Origin of the sequence: Acidovorax sp., from assembly GCF_022763525.1 — a bacterium.
In the GTDB taxonomy this organism is placed as follows: domain Bacteria; phylum Pseudomonadota; class Gammaproteobacteria; order Burkholderiales; family Burkholderiaceae_C; genus Acidovorax.
In genome coordinates this window covers 1-20,966 of the sequence record NZ_JALEGG010000097.1, presented here as the reverse complement: position 1 = coordinate 20,966, position 20,966 = coordinate 1, and the positions used below count along the sequence as shown (strand labels likewise).

The 20,966-nt window shown below is 66.0% G+C and carries 21 protein-coding genes; 15 read left to right on the top strand and 6 right to left on the bottom strand.

Annotation, left to right across the window (positions count from 1 at the left end):
• Positions 1-83 precede the first annotated feature (83 nt).
• The 8 genes from MRY84_RS07660 to MRY84_RS07625 all read left to right on the top strand — a co-directional run bounded on the left by MRY84_RS07660 (position 84) and on the right by MRY84_RS07625 (position 7,230).
• Positions 84-788, top strand: coding sequence for a succinate dehydrogenase iron-sulfur subunit (locus MRY84_RS07660; protein WP_291505140.1), 705 nt, complete (start codon positions 84-86; stop codon positions 786-788).
• A 40-nt stretch (positions 789-828) separates the two neighbouring features.
• Entirely contained in the window at positions 829-1,155 is a 327-nt protein-coding gene (locus MRY84_RS07655) for a succinate dehydrogenase assembly factor 2 (protein WP_291505139.1), read from the top strand.
• 71 nt (positions 1,156-1,226) lie between these two features.
• Positions 1,227-2,537, top strand: coding sequence for a citrate synthase (locus MRY84_RS07650; RefSeq protein ID WP_291505138.1), 1,311 nt, complete (start codon positions 1,227-1,229; stop codon positions 2,535-2,537).
• A gap of 232 nt (positions 2,538-2,769) precedes the next feature.
• Positions 2,770-3,036 (top strand): metal/formaldehyde-sensitive transcriptional repressor, encoded by a 267-nt coding sequence (locus MRY84_RS07645; protein ID WP_291505137.1) that lies wholly within the window; start codon positions 2,770-2,772, stop codon positions 3,034-3,036.
• A 53-nt stretch (positions 3,037-3,089) separates the two neighbouring features.
• A complete protein-coding gene (locus MRY84_RS07640) occupies positions 3,090-4,205 on the top strand; it encodes an S-(hydroxymethyl)glutathione dehydrogenase/class III alcohol dehydrogenase (protein ID WP_291505136.1) in 1,116 nt (371 codons plus the stop codon).
• 89 nt (positions 4,206-4,294) lie between these two features.
• Entirely contained in the window at positions 4,295-5,161 is an 867-nt protein-coding gene (fghA, locus tag MRY84_RS07635) for an S-formylglutathione hydrolase (RefSeq protein ID WP_291505135.1), read from the top strand.
• A gap of 141 nt (positions 5,162-5,302) precedes the next feature.
• On the top strand, positions 5,303-7,069 hold the full coding sequence (locus tag MRY84_RS07630) for a phosphoethanolamine--lipid A transferase (RefSeq protein ID WP_291505134.1): 1,767 nt from the start codon (positions 5,303-5,305) through the stop codon (positions 7,067-7,069).
• Positions 7,070-7,095: 26 nt separating this feature from the next.
• A complete protein-coding gene (locus MRY84_RS07625) occupies positions 7,096-7,230 on the top strand; it encodes a hypothetical protein (protein WP_291505133.1) in 135 nt (44 codons plus the stop codon).
• A gap of 195 nt (positions 7,231-7,425) precedes the next feature.
• On the opposite strand, the gene MRY84_RS07620 is transcribed toward MRY84_RS07625, so the two are convergent.
• Complete coding sequence (locus MRY84_RS07620) at positions 7,426-8,364, bottom strand: LysR family transcriptional regulator (protein WP_291505132.1); 939 nt, start codon at positions 8,362-8,364, stop codon at positions 7,426-7,428.
• A gap of 120 nt (positions 8,365-8,484) precedes the next feature.
• Between MRY84_RS07620 and MRY84_RS07615 the strand changes: the two genes are divergently transcribed.
• Positions 8,485-8,877, top strand: coding sequence for a Rid family hydrolase (locus tag MRY84_RS07615; protein WP_291505131.1), 393 nt, complete (start codon positions 8,485-8,487; stop codon positions 8,875-8,877).
• Positions 8,878-8,908: 31 nt separating this feature from the next.
• Here the strand turns inward: MRY84_RS07615 and MRY84_RS07610 are convergent, their stop codons facing one another.
• On the bottom strand, positions 8,909-9,835 hold the full coding sequence (locus MRY84_RS07610) for a LysR family transcriptional regulator (protein WP_291505130.1): 927 nt from the start codon (positions 9,833-9,835) through the stop codon (positions 8,909-8,911).
• Positions 9,836-9,921: 86 nt separating this feature from the next.
• On the opposite strand from MRY84_RS07610, the gene MRY84_RS07605 reads away from it, so the two are divergent.
• Positions 9,922-10,962, top strand: coding sequence for a sodium-dependent bicarbonate transport family permease (locus MRY84_RS07605; protein ID WP_291505129.1), 1,041 nt, complete (start codon positions 9,922-9,924; stop codon positions 10,960-10,962).
• A 29-nt stretch (positions 10,963-10,991) separates the two neighbouring features.
• On the opposite strand, the gene MRY84_RS07600 is transcribed toward MRY84_RS07605, so the two are convergent.
• A complete protein-coding gene (locus MRY84_RS07600) occupies positions 10,992-12,176 on the bottom strand; it encodes a PA0069 family radical SAM protein (RefSeq protein WP_291505128.1) in 1,185 nt (394 codons plus the stop codon).
• A 70-nt stretch (positions 12,177-12,246) separates the two neighbouring features.
• Positions 12,247-13,146: a LysR family transcriptional regulator gene (locus MRY84_RS07595; protein ID WP_291505127.1), complete on the bottom strand. Its 900-nt coding sequence runs from the start codon at positions 13,144-13,146 to the stop codon at positions 12,247-12,249.
• 240 nt (positions 13,147-13,386) lie between these two features.
• Between MRY84_RS07595 and MRY84_RS07590 the strand changes: the two genes are divergently transcribed.
• The 3 genes from MRY84_RS07590 (at position 13,387) to MRY84_RS07580 (ending at position 15,542) form a co-directional block, all read left to right on the top strand.
• A complete protein-coding gene (locus MRY84_RS07590; protein ID WP_291505126.1) occupies positions 13,387-14,385 on the top strand; it encodes a tripartite tricarboxylate transporter substrate binding protein in 999 nt (332 codons plus the stop codon).
• A gap of 99 nt (positions 14,386-14,484) precedes the next feature.
• Complete coding sequence (gene rnk / locus MRY84_RS07585; RefSeq protein ID WP_291505125.1) at positions 14,485-14,898, top strand: nucleoside diphosphate kinase regulator; 414 nt, start codon at positions 14,485-14,487, stop codon at positions 14,896-14,898.
• A gap of 260 nt (positions 14,899-15,158) precedes the next feature.
• Positions 15,159-15,542 (top strand): hypothetical protein, encoded by a 384-nt coding sequence (locus tag MRY84_RS07580; RefSeq protein WP_291505124.1) that lies wholly within the window; start codon positions 15,159-15,161, stop codon positions 15,540-15,542.
• A 118-nt stretch (positions 15,543-15,660) separates the two neighbouring features.
• Here the strand turns inward: MRY84_RS07580 and MRY84_RS07575 are convergent, their stop codons facing one another.
• Positions 15,661-16,788, bottom strand: a complete 1,128-nt coding sequence (locus MRY84_RS07575; RefSeq protein WP_291505123.1) for an acyltransferase — start codon at positions 16,786-16,788, stop codon at positions 15,661-15,663.
• 195 nt (positions 16,789-16,983) lie between these two features.
• Between MRY84_RS07575 and MRY84_RS07570 the strand changes: the two genes are divergently transcribed.
• Both MRY84_RS07570 and MRY84_RS07565 read left to right on the top strand, forming a co-directional pair.
• The gene (locus MRY84_RS07570) at positions 16,984-18,351 is read left to right on the top strand and encodes a cytochrome ubiquinol oxidase subunit I (protein WP_291505122.1); all 1,368 of its coding nucleotides are present in this window, start codon (positions 16,984-16,986) and stop codon (positions 18,349-18,351) included.
• Positions 18,352-18,360: 9 nt separating this feature from the next.
• A complete protein-coding gene (locus MRY84_RS07565; RefSeq protein WP_291505121.1) occupies positions 18,361-19,371 on the top strand; it encodes a cytochrome d ubiquinol oxidase subunit II in 1,011 nt (336 codons plus the stop codon).
• Positions 19,372-19,554: 183 nt separating this feature from the next.
• Here MRY84_RS07565 and MRY84_RS07560 read toward each other — a convergent pair whose 3' ends face one another.
• Complete coding sequence (locus MRY84_RS07560; RefSeq protein WP_291505120.1) at positions 19,555-20,700, bottom strand: ABC transporter substrate-binding protein; 1,146 nt, start codon at positions 20,698-20,700, stop codon at positions 19,555-19,557.
• Positions 20,701-20,966 lie beyond the last annotated feature (266 nt).

Sequence of the window (20,966 nt, the reverse complement as noted above, 5' to 3'; positions counted from 1 at the left end):
GGTCAACCTCAAGCCCCTGACGGTGGACAGCGTGCCTCCCAAGGTCCGTACGTTCTAACCAGTAGCCCCACGAGAGAAGAAACATGCAAAAGCGCACATTCCAAATCTACCGCTACGACCCGGACAAGGACGCCAAGCCTTACATGCAGACCATCGAGATCGAACTCGACGGCCATGAGCGCATGTTGCTGGACGCGCTGGTCAAGCTCAAGGAGCAGGATCCTTCGCTGTCCTTCCGCCGCTCCTGCCGCGAGGGCGTTTGCGGCTCGGACGCCATGAACATCAATGGCAAGAACGGCCTGGCCTGCCTCACGAACATGAATACCCTCAAGGGCACCATTGTTCTGAAGCCCCTGCCCGGCCTGCCAGTGATCCGCGACCTGATCGTGGACATGACGCAGTTCTTCAAGCAGTACAACTCGATCAAGCCCTACCTGATCAACGAAGACCTGGCCCCCGACCGCGAGCGCCTGCAGTCGCCTGAAGAGCGCGAAGAGCTGAACGGCCTGTACGAGTGCATCCTGTGCGCGAGCTGCTCCACCAGCTGCCCCAGCTTCTGGTGGAACCCCGACAAGTTCGTGGGCCCTGCCGGCCTGCTGCAGGCCTACCGCTTCATCGCCGACAGCCGCGATGACGCCACCGCCCAGCGCCTCGATAACCTCGAAGACCCGTACCGCCTGTTCCGCTGCCACACCATCATGAACTGCGTGGACGTGTGCCCCAAGGGCCTGAACCCCACGATGGCCATTGGCAAGATCAAGGAGCTGATGGTGCGCCGCGCCATCTGATCTGGCACTGCCGTACGCCACACGCGCCGCCTGGCACGCCATGGAAAACCTTCGCACCACCACCCTCGCGCCCGCAGCCGCTTCGCCGCTGCTGGACGAGCGTGAACTGAGCAAGCTGCACTGGCGCTGCCGGCGTGGCCTGCTGGAGAACGACCTGTTCATTGAACAGTTCTTCGCCCGCTACGAGCCCCACCTGACCCAGCGCCACGCGCAGGGCATGCGCGTGCTCATGGATCTGGCGGACAACGACCTGCTGGACCTGCTGCTGCGCCGGCGGGAACCCCAGGGCGAGCAAGACACGGAAGAAGCGCGTGAAGTGCTGGGCATGCTGCGCGAAGCGGGCGGCACCCGGGCGCTCCACGCCTGAGCCCCGCCCCCCCACCGCACTGCAAGCCCTAGACCGGATCATCATCGGCAACCTACCCAAGGAAAGTAACAATGAAGCTAGCTGACAACAAAGCCACCCTGTCCTTCAGCAATGGCAGCCCCAGCGTGGACCTGCCGGTCTACCAGGGCAGCATTGGCCCGGATGTCATCGACATCCGCAAGCTGTATGCGCAAACGGGCATGTTCACCTACGACCCGGGCTTCCTGTCGACGGCAGCGACCCAGTCCGCCATCACCTACATCGATGGCGACAAGGGCGAGCTGCTGTACCGCGGCTACCCCATCGAGCAGCTGGCCACCCATTGCGACTACCTGGACACCTGCTACCTGCTGCTCAACGGCGAACTGCCCAACGAAACGCAGCGCACCGACTTCCACAAGCTCGTGACCAACCACACCATGGTCAACGAGCAGATGCAGTTCTTCCTGCGCGGCTTCCGCCGTGACGCCCACCCCATGGCCGTGCTGACCGGCCTGGTCGGCGCCCTGTCGGCCTTCTACCACGACAGCACGGACATCAACAATCCGCAGCACCGCGAGATCGCCGCGATCCGTCTGATCGCCAAGATGCCCACGCTGGTGGCCATGGCTTACAAGTACGGCGTGGGCCAGCCATACATGTACCCGCAGAACAACCTCTCCTACGCAGGCAACTTCCTGCGCATGATGTTTGGCACGCCCTGCGAGGAGTACAAGGTCAACCCGGTGCTCGAGCGTGCCCTCGACCGCATCTTCATCCTGCACGCTGACCACGAGCAGAACGCCTCGACCTCCACCGTGCGCCTGTGCGGTTCGTCGGGCACGAACCCCTTCGCAGCCATCGCCGCCGGCGTGGCCTGCCTGTGGGGCCCCGCCCACGGCGGCGCCAATGAAGCGGCGCTGAACATGCTGCACGACATCCAGGCCCAAGGCGGCGTGGAAAAGATCGGCGAGTTCATCAAGCAGGTCAAGGACAAGAACTCCGGCGTCAAGCTGATGGGCTTTGGGCACCGCGTGTACAAGAACTACGACCCCCGCGCCAAGCTCATGCAAGAGACTTGCAATGAAGTGCTGGCCGAACTGGGCCTCGAGAACGATCCGCTGTTCAAGCTGGCCAAGGAGCTGGAGAAGATCGCCCTGGAAGACGAGTACTTCGTCTCGCGCAAGCTCTACCCCAACGTGGACTTCTACTCTGGCATCGTGCAGCGCGCCATCGGCATCCCCGTGAACCTGTTCACAGGTATCTTCGCGCTGGCCCGCACCGTGGGCTGGATCGCCCAGCTGAACGAAATGATCGGCGACCCCGAGTACAAGATCGGCCGTCCCCGCCAGCTGTTCACGGGCTCCGAGCGCCGCGACGTGCCGCCCCTGGCCAACCGCTGATCGGTGCGGCGCACCGCGCCGTCCGTTTCAATATAAAAAGCCCGCAGGCATTGCTTGCGGGCTTTTTTTCATGGTTGATCGATCTGCGGGTTGGCATCAAAACCCCCAACACCCGGAGGTACTCCCCCTGAGTAAAAGGGATTTTTAACCCCGCTGCGCAATCGGAATGCGCGCTTGCCTTTTATACTACCACCCAGTACAACGCATCTACTGGCCCACCGCCGTCCCGCCCGTGCCCCACACCGCTGAAGACAAACAACGCGCCATCACTCGCCTGCGCCGCATCAAAGGCCAGGCCGAGGCGCTGGAGCGCGCCGTATTGGCGGGCAGCGACTGCGCGCCCATCCTGCAGCAGCTTGCCGCCATGCGCGGCGCTGTGCACGGGCTGATGGCCGACCTGCTGGACAGCCATGTGCGCGAGACGCTGGCGGAAAAGCCGGCGCCATCGCAGCAGGCGATAGACGAAACCCTGGCGTTGTTGCGGTCGTACCTGAAGTAGACCGCGATAGATCACGCCTGCCTCCCCACCCGATCGATTGAAAGGACCACCCCATGAAATCCCGCGCCGCTGTTGCCTTCAAAGCCGGAGAACCCCTGCAGATCGTCGAGATCGACGTGGCCCCGCCCAAGAAGGGCGAAGTGCTCATCAAGATTACCGACACCGGCGTGTGCCACACCGACGCCTTCACGCTCAGTGGCGATGACCCCGAGGGCCTGTTTCCCGTCGTGCTGGGCCATGAAGGCGCGGGCATCGTGGTGGAAGTGGGCGAAGGCGTGACCAGCGTGAAGCCGGGCGACCACGTGATCCCGCTGTACACCGCCGAATGCGGCGAGTGCCTCTTCTGCAAGAGCGGCAAGACCAACCTGTGCGTCTCGGTGCGCGCCACGCAGGGCAAGGGCGTCATGCCCGACGGCACCACGCGCTTTTCCTACAACGGCCAGCCCATCTACCACTACATGGGCTGCAGCACCTTCAGCGAATACACCGTGGTGGCCGAGGTGTCCCTCGCCAAGATCCATCCCGAGGCCAACCCCGAGCAGGTCTGCCTGCTGGGCTGCGGCGTGACCACGGGCCTGGGCGCCGTCAAGAACACCGCCAAGGTGCAGGAAGGCGACACCGTGGCCGTGTTCGGTCTGGGCGGCATCGGCCTGGCGGTGATCCAGGGCGCCCAGCTGGCCAAAGCGGGGCGCATCATCGCCATCGACACCAACCCGGCCAAGTTTGACCTGGCCCGGGTGTTCGGTGCCACCGACTGCGTGAACCCCAAGGACTTCGACAAACCCATCCAGCAGGTCATCGTGGAGATGACCGGCTGGGGCGTGGACCACAGCTTTGAATGCATCGGCAACGTGAACGTGATGCGCGCCGCACTCGAATGCGCGCACCGCGGCTGGGGCCAGTCCGTCATCATCGGCGTGGCCGGCGCAGGCCAGGAGATAAGCACCCGCCCCTTCCAGCTCGTCACCGGCCGCAAATGGATGGGCACGGCGTTCGGCGGCGTCAAGGGCCGCAGCGAGCTGCCCGGCATGGTGGAAGACGCCATGGCCGGCAAGATCCAGCTGGCGCCGTTCGTCACGCACACCATGGGCCTGAAGGACATCAACGAGGCGTTTGATCTGATGCACGAAGGCAAGTCGATCCGCTCGGTGGTCAAGTACGCGGCTTGACGCTGCGAGATCAGCACCACAAACAAGAATAGCCTCTAGCGCTTATCCAGCAAGCGATAACAGCTATTATTTTAAGAGCGACCGCCACCATGCCTACCTTGAACCTGCAAAGCACCCACGCCTGCTTCGGCGGCGAGCAGCGCTTCTACCAGCACGCCTCCGCCGAGATCGGCCTGCCGATGAAGTTCTCGGTGTTCCTGCCGCCGCAAGCGCAGCAGGGCCCCGTGCCCGCCGTGCTCTACCTGGCAGGCCTGACCTGCAACGAAGAGACCTTCATGGTGAAGGCGGGCGCCCAGCGCCTGGCGGCCGAGCTGGGCCTGGCGCTCATCGCACCCGACACCAGTCCGCGCGGCCCGGAGGCCGAATCCCTGCCCGGGTCCACGGCCAGCTGGGATTTCGGCATTGGCGCGGGCTTTTACCTGGACGCTACCCAGCCGCCCTGGCGCACCCATTGGCGCATGGAAAGCTACCTGCTGCGCGAGCTGCTGCCCCTGCTGGCGCAACACCTGCCCCTCGAGGGCGAACGCATCGGCATCTTCGGCCACTCGATGGGCGGGCATGGCGCGCTCACCCTGGCGCTGCGGCATCCGGGCCGGTTCAAGACGCTGTCGGCCTTCGCGCCCATCTGCGCGCCCACCCAGTGTCCCTGGGGCGAAAAGGCCTTCACCGGGTACCTGGGCCCCGATCGCACCGCATGGCAAGAGCATGACGCCACCGTGCTCATGCAAAACCAGCCCATCGCGCCCTACCCTGCGGGCATCCTCATCGACCAAGGCCTCGCCGACAAGTTTCTGGCCGAACAGTTGCACCCGCATCTGCTGGAAGCCGCCTGCCAGGCCATCGGCCAGCCGCTGACGGTGCGCCGCCACACGGGCTATGACCACGGCTACTACTTCGTGCAGACCTTCATGGCCGACCACCTGCGGCACCACGCCCAAGGGCTGCTGCAGCGCTGAACATCCTGCATCTCCCCAGGGCCAACATATACAGGCTGCGCGGCAGATCCGCCCGCCAAGCCCCCTGCAAGAACCACCGGGCCGCAAGGCACCCGCACCCCGTTAATGCGCACTTAAGTCTCGGGCGCCACAGTGCGCGCCATGCCCCTGATCCTGCAGCGCCTGCTGCACCCCCACCTCGCCGCCGGCGCCCGCCCGCGAACGCCAGGCCAGACCTCCATCCCCGCAGCGGTGCCCACCGCCGCTGCACCGCGCCCGCTGCACCCCGCTTGGGTGGTCGTGTTCATCAGTACCTGGCTGGCCACCGCCTGCAACGTGCCGTTGTGGCGTGAGGTGGCGCAGCTGCCCGGGCAGGGCAGCCTGCGCGGCTGGGGGTTTGCCATCGCGTTTGCTTTCATCGTGGCTGCGGGCAACGCCGCCCTGCTCACGCTGCTGGCCTGGCGCTGGACGCTCAAGCCCGCCGCCGCCCTGGTGGTGCTGATGGCGGCATTCGGCGCGTATTTCATGCTGGCCTACGGCGTGGCCATCGATGCGAGCATGCTCGTCAACGTGCTGCAGACCGATGTGCACGAAGCGGGCGACCTGCTCAACCTGCGCATGCTGGGCACCGTGCTGGCCCTGGCCGCACCGCCACTGTGGTGGCTGCTGCGGCGGCCCGTCCTGCGGCTGAGCCCGCTGCGCCACCTGGCGCACAACGGCCTGCTGCTGGCGGGCGCCGCGGCTGTGATCGTGGTGTGCCTGCTGCTGGTGTTCCAGGACTTCGCCTCCACCATGCGCAACCACACCAAGCTGCGCTACCTCATCAACCCGCTCAACAGCGTGTACGCCCTGGGCAACATTGCCACCAAGCCCTTGCGCATGGACACCAGCAAGCTGCTGCCCATCGGCCATGATGCCCAATTGGGCGCGACGTATGCGGGGCAGGCCAAAGCCCCGCTCTTGGTGCTGGTGCTGGGCGAAACGGGCCGCAGCGGCAACTTCGGCATCAATGGCTACGAGCGCAACACCACACCGCTGCTGTCAGCCCGCACGGACCTCATCAGCGCCCGCAACGCGTGGTCGTGCGGCACCAGCACCGCCGCGTCGGTGCCCTGCATGTTTTCGCACCTGGGCCGCACCGGCTACGAGGCGCGCGCAGCCAATTTTGAAAGCCTGATCGACGTGCTCCATCACGCAGGCCTCGCCGTGCTGTGGGTGGACAACCAGTCGGGCTGCAAAGGCGTGTGCGACCGCATCGGCCAAGCCAACACCAGCAACCTCAAGGACCCCGAGCTGTGCCCCGCTGGCGGCGAATGCCTGGACCGGGTGATGCTGCAAGACCTGGACGCCCGCATCGCCGCGCTGCCCACCGAACAGCGCCAGCGCGGCACCGTGGTGGTACTGCACCAGATGGGCAGCCACGGTCCGGCCTACTCCAAACGCTCGGCACCCAGCAACAAGAAATTCGGCCCCGAATGCACCTCCACGTCGCTGCAGGAGTGCGAGCGCCAGCAGGTCGTCAATGCCTACGACAACAGCATCGTCGAAACCGACCAGTTTCTGGACTCCGTGATCAATTGGCTTGCAGCGCAGGAAAAACAAGCGCAAACAGCTATGATTTATGTAGCAGATCATGGCGAATCGCTGGGTGAGAACAACCTCTACCTGCACGGCCTGCCCTACTCCATTGCGCCCGATGTGCAAAAGCACGTGCCCTGGATCACGTGGCTGTCTCCCGCCATGCAACAGCGCACCCAACTGGCCACCGGCTGCCTGCAGCAAGACCTGGCCGAGCGGCGCATCACGCACGACCACTACTTCCATTCGGTGCTGGGGCTGATGGACGTGAAAACCGGGGCGTACAGCGCAGGCCTCGACATGTTTGAAGGCTGCCGGCACGTTCCCGCAGCGGCGAGGGCCGCAGGATGAGGCGGCAGGCCCCGGCCGTTCCGCCAATGCAGCATGCCATCCAGCATCAGGCACACGACGCCAAGGGCGGCTTCTCAATCGGACAGGCCAGCCAGCGTGTGGCCGAGATGACCTGCCAGCGCACCGGCCCGCGACCGTCATCGTGGACCACGCCGGACTAGCCCCCTGGCTGGGCTGCCAGGGGGAGGGCAGCCAGCTGCGGGCCGGGCTGGTCCCAGGGGAGCGGGCCACGGGCACCCGGGTGGTGCCGGAGTGCCCGTATGTGAAGGTGCAGTTCGACAAGGATGGGGGCTGCGGGACATGGCGGCCTCGGCAGGGCAGCCGTCCCCGCGCGGCGCCAACGGCACCGATGGCTGTTACGAACTGGAGAGACGCGGATGTCCTGTGGCGGGCGGCGCATGCATTTCCATCAGCTCGACCACCCAGTCGATGAAGACGCGCAGCCTTGCGCCCATGTGGCGGTTGGGCGGAAAGGCTACGTACAGCGGCATCGGCTCGATGGACCAATCCTCGAACAGCGGCACCAATTCGCCACGCGCCAGATGCGGTGCGGCCATGTAGCGCGGCAGCCAGAGCGCCCCCAGCCCCGCCAAACCAGCGGCCAAATACGCGTTGCCGTCATCCACCGCAATGGCGTAGCGGCCCAGCACCTGCAGGTGCTCCTGGCCGCGCCGCAGCGTGCAGGGCAGGATGCGCCCGGTACTCGACCGCAGGAAGCCCACGATCTGATGGGGCGCGGCCTCCAGCGCTGCGGGATGCGCAGGCGGCCCGGTGCGAGCGAGGTACGAAGGCGCCGCATACACCCCGATGGCGAGGTCCCCCACATGCCTTGCCGCCAGTGAGAGCTCACCCAGGTCACCGCCGCGCACAACGCAGTCAACGCTTTCGTCGATCAGATCCACCATGCGGTCGCTCACGCCCATGTGCACCTGGATGTCCGGGTAGCGCGCATGAAATGCCGCAAAGGCTGGCACCAGGATCATGCGAGCCAGCGGGCTGGGAACGTCCACCCGCAAACGGCCACGCGGCACGCTGGAGGAACGCGTCAAGCTGGTCTCGGCCTCATCCATGTCGGCAAGGAGCCGCACGACGCGCTCGTAGTAGGCGGCACCGTCGGCGGTCACGTTCACCCTGCGGGTGGTGCGGTTGAGCAGCTTGACGCGCAAGCGGGCCTCCAGCTGCTGCACCAGCTGGGTGACGGTGGTCTTGCTCATGTGCAGCGTTTGCGCCGCCTGCGTGAAGCTGCGGGTCTCTACGACACGCGCAAAAGCCAGCATGGCATCAAAGCGGTCCATGACGGTCCTGGAGCAGTTGGATTGTCCGGATTATGCAAACAGTGTTGGACAGATTTTCCTGTTTATCCAAACTATCGTGCTCACTACAGTGCCTTCTTCAAATCCAAGAAAGGCAATGTCATGACCCCACGCAACGTCGTTTTCCCTGCGGGCCGGCAAGCCCTTTACGAAAAAAACCGCTATTCGCCAGCTGTCCGGTCCAACGGTTTTCTCTTCGTTTCGGGCCAGGTCGGAAGCCGCGAAGACGGTTCACCGGAGCCGGAGCTGGAGTTGCAGGTCCGCCGCGCATTCGACAACCTGAACGCGGTGCTGAGCGCGGCCGGATGCACCTTCGACGACGTGGTTGACGTGACCGTCTTCGTCGTCGATCCCGAAAAGAACTTTGAGCGCATCTGGCGGATCGTTCCGGAATACTGGGGCGAAGCGCCCCATCCCACGCTGACCGGCATCGGCGTCACCTGGCTCTATGGCTTCCAGTTCGAGATCAAGGTGATCGCCAAGCTGCCGGGCTGAGGTGCCGGCAACAAGGCGCGGGCCGGCCACATCACCCCAGCGTGGAGGCCGCTGGCCGGGACACAGGCCCCCGCCCCCCCTCCCCCACCCCCAACAAATGCCCCCGGAAAACCTCCGCAATCGGTGACAGTTGCTTGCCCTTGGGCCAGACCAGATGCCACTGCGACTGGATGGGAAAGCCCGACACATTGAGCACGGCCAGGCCCTCGTGATGGGCTCCCAGGCTGTGGCGGGAGACGATGGAGACGCCCAGCTGGCCTTCCACCGATTCCTTGATGGCCTCATTGCTGCCCAGTTCCAGCACGGTGCTGGGGACAAAGCCCCTGGCGCGCAGGTGCGCATCCGTTGCCATGCGGGTTCCCGAGCCTTTTTCACGCAGGATGAAGCGCTCGCCCTGCAATTGCTCCAGCCGGATGCGCTTCCTAGGCGCCAGCGGATGCCCGGCGTGGGCGATGACGACCAGCGGGTTGGGCATGAGGATCTGGTCTTCCAGCGGCAGGTCGGCGGGCGGCATGGACATGACGTAGAGGTCGTCCTGGTTGGCGCGCAGACGGTTGATGACGTGGTCGCGGTTGAGCACTTCGAGCGAAATGTCGATCTGCGGGTGCAGCTTGCAGAAACTGCCCAGCAGGCGCGGCACGAAAGACTTGGCAGTGCTGACCACGGCAACCTTGAGGCGCCCGCTGGTGAGGCCTTTGGCGCCCGATACGCGCTGCTCGAACGCGTCCCACTCGGCCGCGATGGCGCGCGCCGTGCGGGCGAGCGCCTGGCCGGCCTCGGTGAGATGCACGCGGCGCGAGATGACCTCGTACAGCGGCAGGCCCACGGCCTGCGTCACCTCGCGCAGTTGCATGGAGGCCGTGGGCTGAGTGACGTGCATGACCTTGGCAGCGGCGCTGACGCTGCCGGTTTCGGCCAGCGCCAGAAAAAGCCGCAGCTGGCGAAATGTGATGTTCATAGATTTTTATCTATACATAAGCTCGTTCGAATCGATTTTACTTTGCTCCCTGCGCTGCATAACATCGCCGCCCAAGGAGTGAAATGATGCAAAGCTTGCTGGATCCGGCGATCCTTTTTTTTGCCCTGGGGGTGTTTGCGGGCTTGGTGAGATCCAACCTGGAGATGCCTGCTGCAATCTCGAAATTCTTGTCGATCTACCTGCTGATGGCGCTGGGGCTCAAGGGTGGGTTTGCGCTGGCGGCTTCGGGCTTCACGCCGAGCGTGGCCACCAGCCTGGGGCTGGCGGTGCTGATGGCCATCGTGGTGCCGCTGGCGGGCTACTTGCTCTTGCGGCGTGTGCTGTCGGGTTTCAATGCGGCGGCGGTGGCGGCCACATACGGGTCGGTGAGCGCGGTGACGTTCGTGACGGCCACGCAGTACCTGGAGTCGCAGCACATCGCCTACGGCGGCCATATGGCGGCGGCGATGGCGCTGATGGAGTCGCCCGCGATCATCCTGGCGGTGATGCTCGCCAATGCGCTGCGGCAAAAGCAGCAGGCGGTGGTCAAAGGCGCCCCGCATGTCGTGGCGATGACGGGGTCAGGCGCCGCCGCGCTGAGCGGGCCTGGCCTGGGCGAGAGAGGGCCACACCTGTCGGTGGGCAAGATCCTGCACGAGTCGTTCACCGACGGCACGCAGCTGCTACTGCTGGGCGCGATGCTGATCGGCCTGCTGACAGGCGACGCTGGCAAGGCGGCCATGCAGCCGTTTTCGGGCGATCTGTTCAAGGGAATGCTGTGCCTGTTCCTGCTGGACATGGGCCTGGCCACGGCGCGAAACCTGCCGGCGGTGCGCCAACAGTCGCCCTGGCTGCTTGCCTATGCGGTGCTGGGCCCCGTCACCCATGCCACGCTTGCACTGGGGGTGGCCTGGCTGGTGGCCGTGCCTGCGGGCGATGCCGTGCTGCTGATGGTGCTGGCGGCCAGTGCCTCGTACATCGCCGTGCCCGCGGTGGTGCGCTACGCCATCCCCGAGGCCGACCCGTCGCTGTACGTAAGCCTGTCGCTGGGGCTGACGTTTCCGCTCAACATCGTGCTGGGGATTCCGGTGTACACCCAGGCAGTGCGGCAACTCTGGGGCGTGTAGCGTGCCTCGCGTGCCGGGCATGGCACCGGTCAGAACAGACTGCTCTGCCCCTGTAGAAGACCCGGCCGGAACTGCGACACGTCCAGCTCCACACGTTCGCGGTTGAGCCCCAGGCGCCGGCAAGCGCTGGCAAAACGTTGGCGCAGCAGATCGGACCACAGGCCGCTGCCCTTCATGCGGGTGGCATAGCTGCTGTCGTAGGCCTTGCCGGTGCTGCGCTGCTCGGCCGTCATCCCATGCAGGTCCTGCACGCGGGCCAGCACGCGGGCGGCGCGCTGCGGGTAGTGCACCTGCAGCCATTCCTTGAAGAGCCCGTCCAGTTCCCAGGGCAGGCGCAGCACGGTGTAGAAGGCGCTGCGGGCGCCCGCCTCGTAGGCAGCCTCCAGCACCTGCTCCATGTCTTCGTTCAAAAACGGGATTTGCGGCGCCACGCTCACACCCACCGGCACGCCTGCATCCACCAGCGTGCGGATAGTGCGCAGGCGCCGGTGGGGCGCGGCGGCGCGCGGCTCCAGGCAACGGGCCAGTTGCGCGTCGAGCGTGGTGACGGTGATGTACACGGCACACAGGTTCTGTGCAGCAAGCGGCGCCAGGAGATCAAGGTCGCGCTCGACGGCGCTGGACTTGGTGATCAGCGAGAACGGATGGCGCGCCTCGCGCAGAACCTCGATCACGGCGCGGGTGAGGCGCAAGTCCCGCTCCACGGGCTGATAACAGTCGGTGTTGGAACCAATGTTGATAAGTTTGGGCACGTAGCGCGGCGCACCAAGTTCACGCCGCAACACTTCGGCAATGTTCTGCTTGGCGATGATCTGCGTTTCGAAATCGAGCCCGGGCGAAAAATTGAGGTAGCTGTGCGTGGGTCGCGCGAAGCAGTAGATGCAGCCGTGCTCGCAACCCCGGTAGGGGTTCACGGAGAGGTCAAACGAGATGTCGGGCGAGTCGTTGGCACTGATGGCGCTGCGCGCAGCTTCGAAGTGCACCGTGGTGACCGGCGCAGGCGCAACATCGCCATCACAGCCGTCGTCCGGCGAGCTGCCGGCAAGATCGGGACTGCCATGCCCCCACCCGTCATCCACCGCTTCGCGCACGTCGCGCGTAAACCGATGCGGCATGGCGCTCGCGGCACCGCGGCCGCGGATGGCCTGGACCGGTATGCGCACTTCGACAGGAAGGCCGGACGCATCGGGATCGGAGCGGGGTGTTGATGCCATGACTGTATAAATATACAGTATTCAGCTCCATCACAGCACGCCGCAGCCTCGACCACCGCGCCCGGCCCAGCTACTCCTTGAACAGTTGCTCGATCAGCCCTCGCAGCCAGCGGTTGCCCGGGTCGTTTTCAAAACGCTGGCTCCAGTGCAGTGCCACCGTGAAGTCGCGCAGCGGCAATGCGGGCTCGATGAGGGCGTAGCCCCCCTCGGCGGCAAAGGTGCGCGCGATGTGGCGCGGCATCACCACCGCCAGATCCGTGGCCCGGACAATGGCGGGCAGCACCATGAAGTGCTCGGTGGTCAGCCGCAGCCGGTCTTCGAGCTTCAGCATCTCCAGAATGCGCAGCGTGTCCGAATGGGTGCGCACGGCCACGAACTCCAGCTGCCGCAGTGCCTCCAGCAAGACGGGCCCGCTGCGCTCGCCGGCGGCGAAGGGGTGGTCCGCGCGCAGCAGCACCACGTAGCGGTCCTCGATGAGCTGCAGCCGCTGCGTGTCCTTCACCGTGGGCAGGAACCCGAATGCGAAGTCGATGCGGCCGCTGTCGAGCATTTGCGGGATCTCGGCGCGCGGCACAGGCCAAGTCTCCAGCCGCACGCCCGGCGCTTCGCGTCGCAGGGCCACCATCAGGTCTGGCAGGAAGCGGCTTTCACCAATGTCGCTCATGTGGATGCGAAAGACCTTGCGCGACGCCCGCGGGTCGAACAGCGCGGACTCGTTGAGTGCCTGTTCCAGCAGCGCCAGTGCGCTGCGCACGGCATCGGCCAGCCGGTCGGCCTTGGGCGTGGGCTGCACGCCGCCCCCTGCACGCACGAACAGCGGATCCTGGATGAGCAGGCGCAACCGCGTGAGCGCCTGGCTGGCGGCCGGTTGCGTGAGGTCGAGCAACTCTGCGGCGCGGCTCACATTGCGCGTTCGGTAGACGGCATCGAACAGGCGCAGCAGGTTGAGATCGATGTCCTTGATATGCACGCAGTGAATATTGATTAGTCACTTCATTGTATTGATGTATGACCTGCGCATGCCGAAGATGTCGACGGGCGATGCGGCGACGGCCAGGGCACCGGCAGGCGTGGACCACGCCTCACGCCATTCTTGTGGAGATAGGCATGGCCCGACGCAGCGCGCTGGCGTTCGCCCGGCGTCTCGCCATTTTCCCGAGAGTTCATCGCACAAGCCCCGGAGCACCCGGGCAACCACGGAGACAAACCCATGCATTCCCTTCCCCTTCGCACCACCCGCCGGCTGCTCGGCAAGATCGCACTGGCAGGCACCGCATCCGCCTTGCTGCTGCCCGCTGCCAGCTTGGCGGACACCTGGCCCAGCAAACCGATCAAGGTCGTGGTGAACTTTCCGGCCGGCGGCGCGGCCGACCAGATCGCCCGTGCAGTGACCGTGCCGCTGCAGGCGGCGCTTGGTCAACCCGTGGTGGTGGAGAACCGTGGCGGCGCGGGCGGCAACATTGGCGGCGAAGCGGTCGCCAAGTCGCCCGCCGATGGCTACACCCTGCTCATGAGCTCGGGCGGCATGGTGTCGGTCAACCCGCACCTGTATCCGCGGATGCCCTTCGACCCTGCGAAAGACCTGGTGCCCGTGGCGGCGGCTGCGCGGGTGCTGGTGTTTCTGGAGGTTCGGTCCACGCTGCCGGTCAACAACATCGACGAGTTCATGAAGCACCTCAAGGCCAACCCCGGCAAGCTCACGTTCGGCACGCCGGGCAACGGCAGTTCACCGCACCTGGCGGCCGAGATGCTCAAAGCTCAGGCCAACGTGTTCGCCGTGCATGTGCCTTACCGCGGCGCGGCGCCCGCCATGCAGGACCTGCTGGGCGGCCAGGTGGACTTCATGTTCGACCCCGGCATCGGCCTGCAGCACGTGAAGGCTGGCAAGCTCAAGCTGCTGGCCGTGGGCAGTTCCAAGCGCTCGCCACTGTTCCCCGATGTTCCCACGCTGGAGGAAATCGGCCTCAAGGGCTTCGATGCCGACACCTGGTTCGGCTTCTACGCGCCCGCCGGTACGCCGCCTGAGGTGGTCGCGCGCCTGAACCGCGAGATCAACAAGGTGCTCGCTACGCCAGCGGTGAAGGAGCGCATCAACGCGCTCGGCGGGGTGCCCGCCCCGATGTCGCCGGCCGACTTCAACGCGCGCGCTGCCATCGACAGTGCGCGCTTCGGGGCGCTGATCAAGGCGCGCAACATCACGGGCGACTGAACGGCCGCCGCACCGTGCCCAATGCCCGCGCGCGGCAGTGCGGGATTCGCGATGGTCTACAGTCCCGCGCTTTGCCACAACCCACCCGGAGGTACTGCCATGGCGCGCAAGCCCCAGATCACCCTGTCGTCGCTCGACGTTGACCGCATCGAAGCCTTGCTGGCCGCGATCCCGGCCAGCGTGTTTCCTGGCAAGGCGGATCTGCAGGCAGAGCTCGACCGGGCGGACGTGGTGCCGCCCGAGGAGATTCCACCCAACGTGGTGACGATGAACTCTACCGTGCAGTTCTCCATCCTGGAGACGGGCAAGGAGTTCTGCCTGACGTTGGTCTACCCGCGCGATGCGGATGGCAGCACCGACCGGCTCTCGATCTTCGCGCCCGTGGGCAGCGCCCTGCTGGGCCTGTCGGTGGGCGACGAGCTGGCCTGGCCCGGCCCCGGCGGCAAGTCGATGACGGTGCGCGTGAAGGACATCCTGTACCAGCCCGAAAGCGCGGGTGAGCTGCACCGGTGAGTTGAGGACATCCCCCTGAGGCGCTGCGCGCCTTCCCCCCGCTCTCGCAGCGCTGCGCGCCGCGGGCAGGGGGACGCAGCCTTCGCTGCGGGGCGGCCCTTGCTTGGCTGCCCTGGCGCGTGGGCGCGCCAGTTGCTGAGGGCGGGGCTCCGGCCGGGCAGCGCAGGGCAATGGATCGGGGCGGTGCCCAGCCCAGGGTGGCGAAGCTCCATCGATCGGGGTGGTGCAAAGCGCCACCAGCCGCGACAATGGCAGCCGCCATGACCACGCCGCCCTCCTCCAACGATCCCACGCCCCTGCCGGAAACGTTCGACCCCGACTCCACCGCCGCCTTCCAGCGGCGCATGGAGCGGGCGCCTGAATGGTTCTGCTCTTTCCTGGCGGGCAACAGCCGCGAAAAAAGCCGCCTCAAGCGCGAGATGGCGACGTTAAAAGGGTCCGTGGTGTGGCTGGTGCAACAGCGGCGGCAAGGCCAGTGGGACGCGGCGGAGCGCGCGCATCTGCGCGACGTGATGCGCTCCGCATCATCCGTCAGCCCCTACCTCTTCATCTGGGTGATCCCGGGCTCCATGCTGATCCTGCCCTTCATGGCCTGGTTCCTGGACCTGCAGCGCAAGCGGCGAGAGCGTTCGCCGCGCGCCTGAGCCTAAGAGCGGATAACAAAACCCAGCGCAGCGGTTCGGGCTAGGCGCCGCGTCGCAGGCAGTACGGGTAGTACGACAAGACGCGGCAACGACGCCAGAAGGGTTTTGTTAAGCCGCTCTAAGCCCAGTTGTTGGAAACGGCCACCAGCAGCCCCGCGCCGACCAGCCCCGCCTGCCAGCGCAAGGCGGTGGACCACGATGGCACATGCTGTTCCACCCGCAGGTAAAGCTGCCGCCCGGCCGCCAGCGACAACCCAAACGCCAGAACCATGCCCAGCGCATTGGGCCAGGGGGCCGTAGGCCAGAGATGGCTCACGACGGCGTTGACCAGCAGGCAGACCGCGAAATGCACCAGGAAGACCGAATAGGACATCTGCCCCAGGCGCACGAGCGGCGCCCAGCCCTCCCAGGCCCGCAGGCGCTCTGACCGCAGCGCCACCACCAGGCACAGTGCAGTGACCAGCGCCACGGCGATGCGTCCGCGGAAGTCGATGGCCAGTGCCGCGCCGCCCAGCAGCACCATCGCGCCCACCCAGGCCGAAGCGCCCAGCGGCCGGGCCGAGCGCACGGCCCAGTAAGCCATCATGCCCAGCCCATAGGCACCGAAGAAGTACACCGCCCACATGTCGAGCCCGGCGACGCGGTTGAAGAGCCAGAGCGACCCTGCCACGCCCGCCACCACCGCAGCCTGGGCCAGCGCCGCCCCATGCCGCCGCGCCCAGTTGCCCGGCAGCGCCCGCACCCCGGCCCATATCAACACGCTCAGCGCGAAAAGCTGGAAGTCGATGGCCACGTACCAAGCCCCCGCCGACAGGGCATCCTCACCCACGATGTCCTGGAGCAGCAGTGCATTGGCCAGCAGTTGCGCCAGGGTGGGCTCGTCCGGCACGGACGGGTGCGCCATCCAGGGCCGCACTGCCGCAGAGACCAGCACCGTCAGCAACAGCGCCACCGCGTAGGGCACCACCAGGCGGACAAACCGCTTGGCCACTGCCGCGCCCGCATGGTCAAAGCGCGCCGCGCCCTGAGGGGCCAGGCTGGCTGTGGCCAGGTATCCGCCCAGCACCAGGAACACCTGCACCGCCATGCGGCCTTGGTCGTAAAGCCATCCGATAAACGCTGGCGCCAGCGGCTGGGCGATATCCGACATCGGCCCATAAAACGCCAGGTGGTGCCACACGATGGCCACGCACGCGAGGGCCTTGGCCACATCGATGAGGGGTGTACGGGAGGTTGCTGAAGACATGGGGGCTTGTGGAATGAGGGCGAGCGCTGCGCCTACAGCGGCGTCTGCACAAACCCTCTATTGTCGGTCCTGTCGCGAACGACCGTTCTACCGTCCCCTGGGAGCCTCTGTACGAACCAAGCAGCGTGCTTGTGCAATTCGGGAAACTGTATCCACGTCAAGACGGCAACGGCCCGGCCATAGGAGGATGAGCCCATGGATACCTTCACGCTGTCGCGCATCCAGTTCGCGGCCAACATCAGCTTCCACATCCTGTTCCCGACCATCACGATTGCGCTGTGCTGGTTCCTGGTGTTCTTCCGGCTGCGCCACACTGCGGCGCGCGGCACGCCAGCGGCGCTGGGGTGGGAGCAGGCCTACTACTTCTGGACCAAGGTGTTCGCGCTGACCTTTGCGCTGGGCGTGGTCTCGGGCATCACCATGAGCTTTCAATTCGGCACCAACTGGCCGGGCTTCATGGAGCACGCGGGGAACATCGCCGGACCGCTGCTGGGCTACGAGGTGCTCACGGCGTTTTTCCTGGAGGCGACGTTCCTGGGCATCATGCTGTTTGGCCGCCAACGGGTGTCCGAGCGCATGCACCTGATGGCCACGCTGATGGTGGCGCTGGGCACCACGCTGTCGGCGTTCTGGATCCTGAGCCTGAATTCGTGGATGCAAACCCCTGCGGGCTACGAAATCATCGATGGAAAGTTCCACGCGGCCGACTGGATGGCGATCGTGTTCAACCCGTCCTTTCCCTACCGGCTGGCGCACAAGCTGCTGGCCTCAGGGCTCACCGCGGGGTTCCTGATCGCCGGGGTGAGCGCATGGCAGCTCCTGAAAGGCAGCGCCAACGACGGATCGCGCAAGGCGTTGCGCACCGCCATGGTCGCCGTGGCGGTGCTGATCCCGCTGCAGATCTTCATGGGCGACCTGCATGGCCTGAACACGCTCCAGCACCAACCCGCCAAGATCGCCGCCATCGAAGGCCTGTGGCACACCGAGCAAAGCGCGCCGCTCACGCTGTTCGGCCTGCCCAACGAGAAGGAAGGCCGCACGGACTATGCGGTGCAGATCCCGAAAGCGGCCAGCCTGATCCTTGCGCACGACACCGATGCCGTGCTCCGGGGCCTGAACGAGTTTGAAGGTGCGCACCCGCCCGTGGCGCCCGTGTTCTGGGCGTTCCGCGTGATGGTGGGCATGGGCTTGCTCATGCTCGTGGTTGCATGGACGGGCGCGTGGACGCTGATGCGCCGCCAGCATCGCGACGTGGCCGCTTTGCCGCGCTGGCTGCTGGCCACGCTGGCGGGCATGACGTTCTCGGGCTGGGTGGCCACGCTGGCCGGCTGGTACGTGACCGAAATCGGTCGCCAGCCGTACCTGGTCTATGGCCTGTTCAAGACAGCCGATGCGGTGGCTCCCCACGCTCCCGCCATGGTGGCCGGGACGCTGGCGGCTTATCTCACGGTGTACGCGCTACTGCTTGTGGCCTACGTGGGCGTGATCAAGTACATGGCCGAGCATCCGGCCATTCCGGCACCGGCCGTGCCCGGCCGCCACTCGGTTCCCAACGCCACCTGAGGTTTTGCCATGGACACCATGAACTGGACCACCGCCCTGCCCTTGATCTTCATGGCCGTGATGGGCCTGGCACTGCTGGCCTACGTGGTGCTCGACGGCTACGACCTCGGCGTGGGGATCCTCCTGCCCTTTGCCTCCGACGCCGAGAAGGATGTGATGGTCTCCAGCATCGGCCCTTTCTGGGACGCCAACGAAACCTGGCTCGTCCTCGGGGTGGGCGTGCTGCTGGTGTGTTTTCCCCGGGCGCACGGCGTGGTGCTTTCCGCGCTGTACCTGCCGGTGGCAGTGATGCTGCTGGGCCTGGTACTGCGCGGCGTGGCCTTCGACTTTCGCGTAAAGGCACGCGATGCACACAAGAACACCTGGAATCGCCTGTTTGCCACCGGGTCGCTGGCGGCCACCCTGGCGCAGGGCTGGATGCTGGGGGCCTATGTCACGGGATTTCAGAACGACCTCTGGGGCATGCTGTTTTCCACCGGCATCGCCATCACGCTGCCCGCCGCCTACGCCATGCTGGGCGCGGGGTGGCTGCTCATGAAGACCGAAGGCGCGCTGCAGCGCAAGGCGGCCCGCTGGGGCCAGGGTGCCCTGTGGCCCATGGGTTTCGCGCTCATGGGAATTTCGCTGGCAACCCCCCTGGTGAGCCAGACGGTGTTTGCCAAATGGTTCGCGCTGCCCGAGCTGTTTGCGCTGCTGCCCATCCCCCTTGCCTGCGTGGCCGCGTTCTTCGCCATCCGGCACGTGCTGGCAAAGCCCAGCGTGGTGGACGCCGGCTACGGCTGGATCGTCTTTGCCGCCACGGTACTCATTTTTGTGCTGGCGTTCTTTGGCTTGGCCTACAGCATCTACCCCTACATCGTCATCGACCGCCTCACGGTATGGCAGGCCGCCAGCGCCACCGAGTCGCTGGTGGTGATCGGCGTTGGCGTGGGCATCACGCTGCCTGCCATCATTGCCTACACGGTCTTCATGTACCGCGTGTTCTGGGGCAAGGCGCACGAGCTGACGTACGGGCTGTGACACTCGGGCGCGCCATCCAACGGCTCAGCGGCCCAATGCCTCAGCACGTGTCTCGAGTGCAGCCTAGGCCGGCAGCCGCCACGCAAGGGCCGCCAAGCTGGGAATGCAGCGCTCCACTGGCGGCGCTGGCGGCGTCCCCCGGAGGGGAAGGCGCGCAGCGGCTCAGGGTGCTCACCAGGTACCTCAATACCTCAGGCTTCCCTCCGCATCCACGATCGCCAGTTCCACGTACGTGGAGCCGTTGTGGCTCTTGGGCGAGTACTTCACGCCGAAACGTCCGAAAGAGATCTCGCCCGCTTCTTCCATGGTCTTGATGAACGATTCCGTGGTGAGATTGCGCCCCGTGCGGCGCAGCCCCTCGACCAGCAGCCGCGCATGCACAAACCCCTCGAACTGCGATGCCGATGGCTGGGCCTGGGGCGACTGGGCCCGCAGCAGCGCCAGATACTCGGCCACCACGGGCACCGTGGTGTTGCGCAGCGACGGCATGATTTGCGCCAGGATGATGCCCCGCGCCTTGTCCTTGAGTTCGCGCCTGAGCCCGTCGGTGCTGACCACCGAGAACCCGTAGAACGTGGGACGGGCCGGGGTAGCCTGCACCGCTGCGACGTAGTTGGTGAAGGTGCTGCCCGCCGTGGCCACGATCACGGCTTGTGGCCTCGCCTTCTCGGTCGCCTGCGCCGCAGCCGCGAAATCCGGCTGCTTGGGATCTACCTTGAGTTCGGCGACGAACGCCAGCTTTTCGTCCTCGGACGCCTTCTTCAGGTCGGCCAGCAGGGCCTTGCCCAGCCCGTCATCGGCGTAGAGCACGGCCACGCGGTCGATGCCCTGGTGGCGCAGTTGGGACAGGATCTTGGCGGCCTCGTTGGCGTAGCTGGCGCGCACGTGGAAGACCAGCGGGTTGAGCTGCTCGCGGAATGCCGAAGCACCGGTGACGGGGCCAAACAGCAGCGTGCGGTGCTCCTTGATCAGTGGCAGGATGGCCGCCGTCTGGGCCGTGCCGGTGCTGTGGTAGATCATGAAGACCTTGTCTTCCTCCAGCAGCCGCCGCGTGTTTTCCACGGACTTCTGGGGGTCGAACCCGTCGTCCAGCGTGGTGTAACGGATCATGCGGCCATGGACGCCGCCTTGCGCGTTGACGGCATCGAACATCAGCCGCGAGCCTTCGCCAAACTGCACCGTCTGCGGCCCGAGCGGCCCGGACAGCACAGCCGACGCGCCCAGCCGGATTTCATCGGCCGTCACGCCCTCGTTGCGGGCGTGCCCCACGGTGCAAAACACGCTGATGGCGAGCCCCACCAACCCCACCAACCCTGTGCGCAAACGCATGGATGTCCCCTTCGCGCCATGGCCTTCGGTCACGGCAGCGAGCATTCAGGCGGAGCTCGGCCGAACGGGGCGGATGGCATTATTGGTTATTGATCATCATCATTATTTCGCCCCTTGCGCCCGCTGGGGCATGGGGTTTGCCCTGCCCGAGAGCTCAAGGGGAATGCCCCGGAAAGCATTTCGCCCACCAGGCGCGCGAAGGCCCCAGGTGGGCGAAGTACAGGCCCGATGAACAGCGGGGTGGTGCCGAGGCTGTGCCGGCAGGC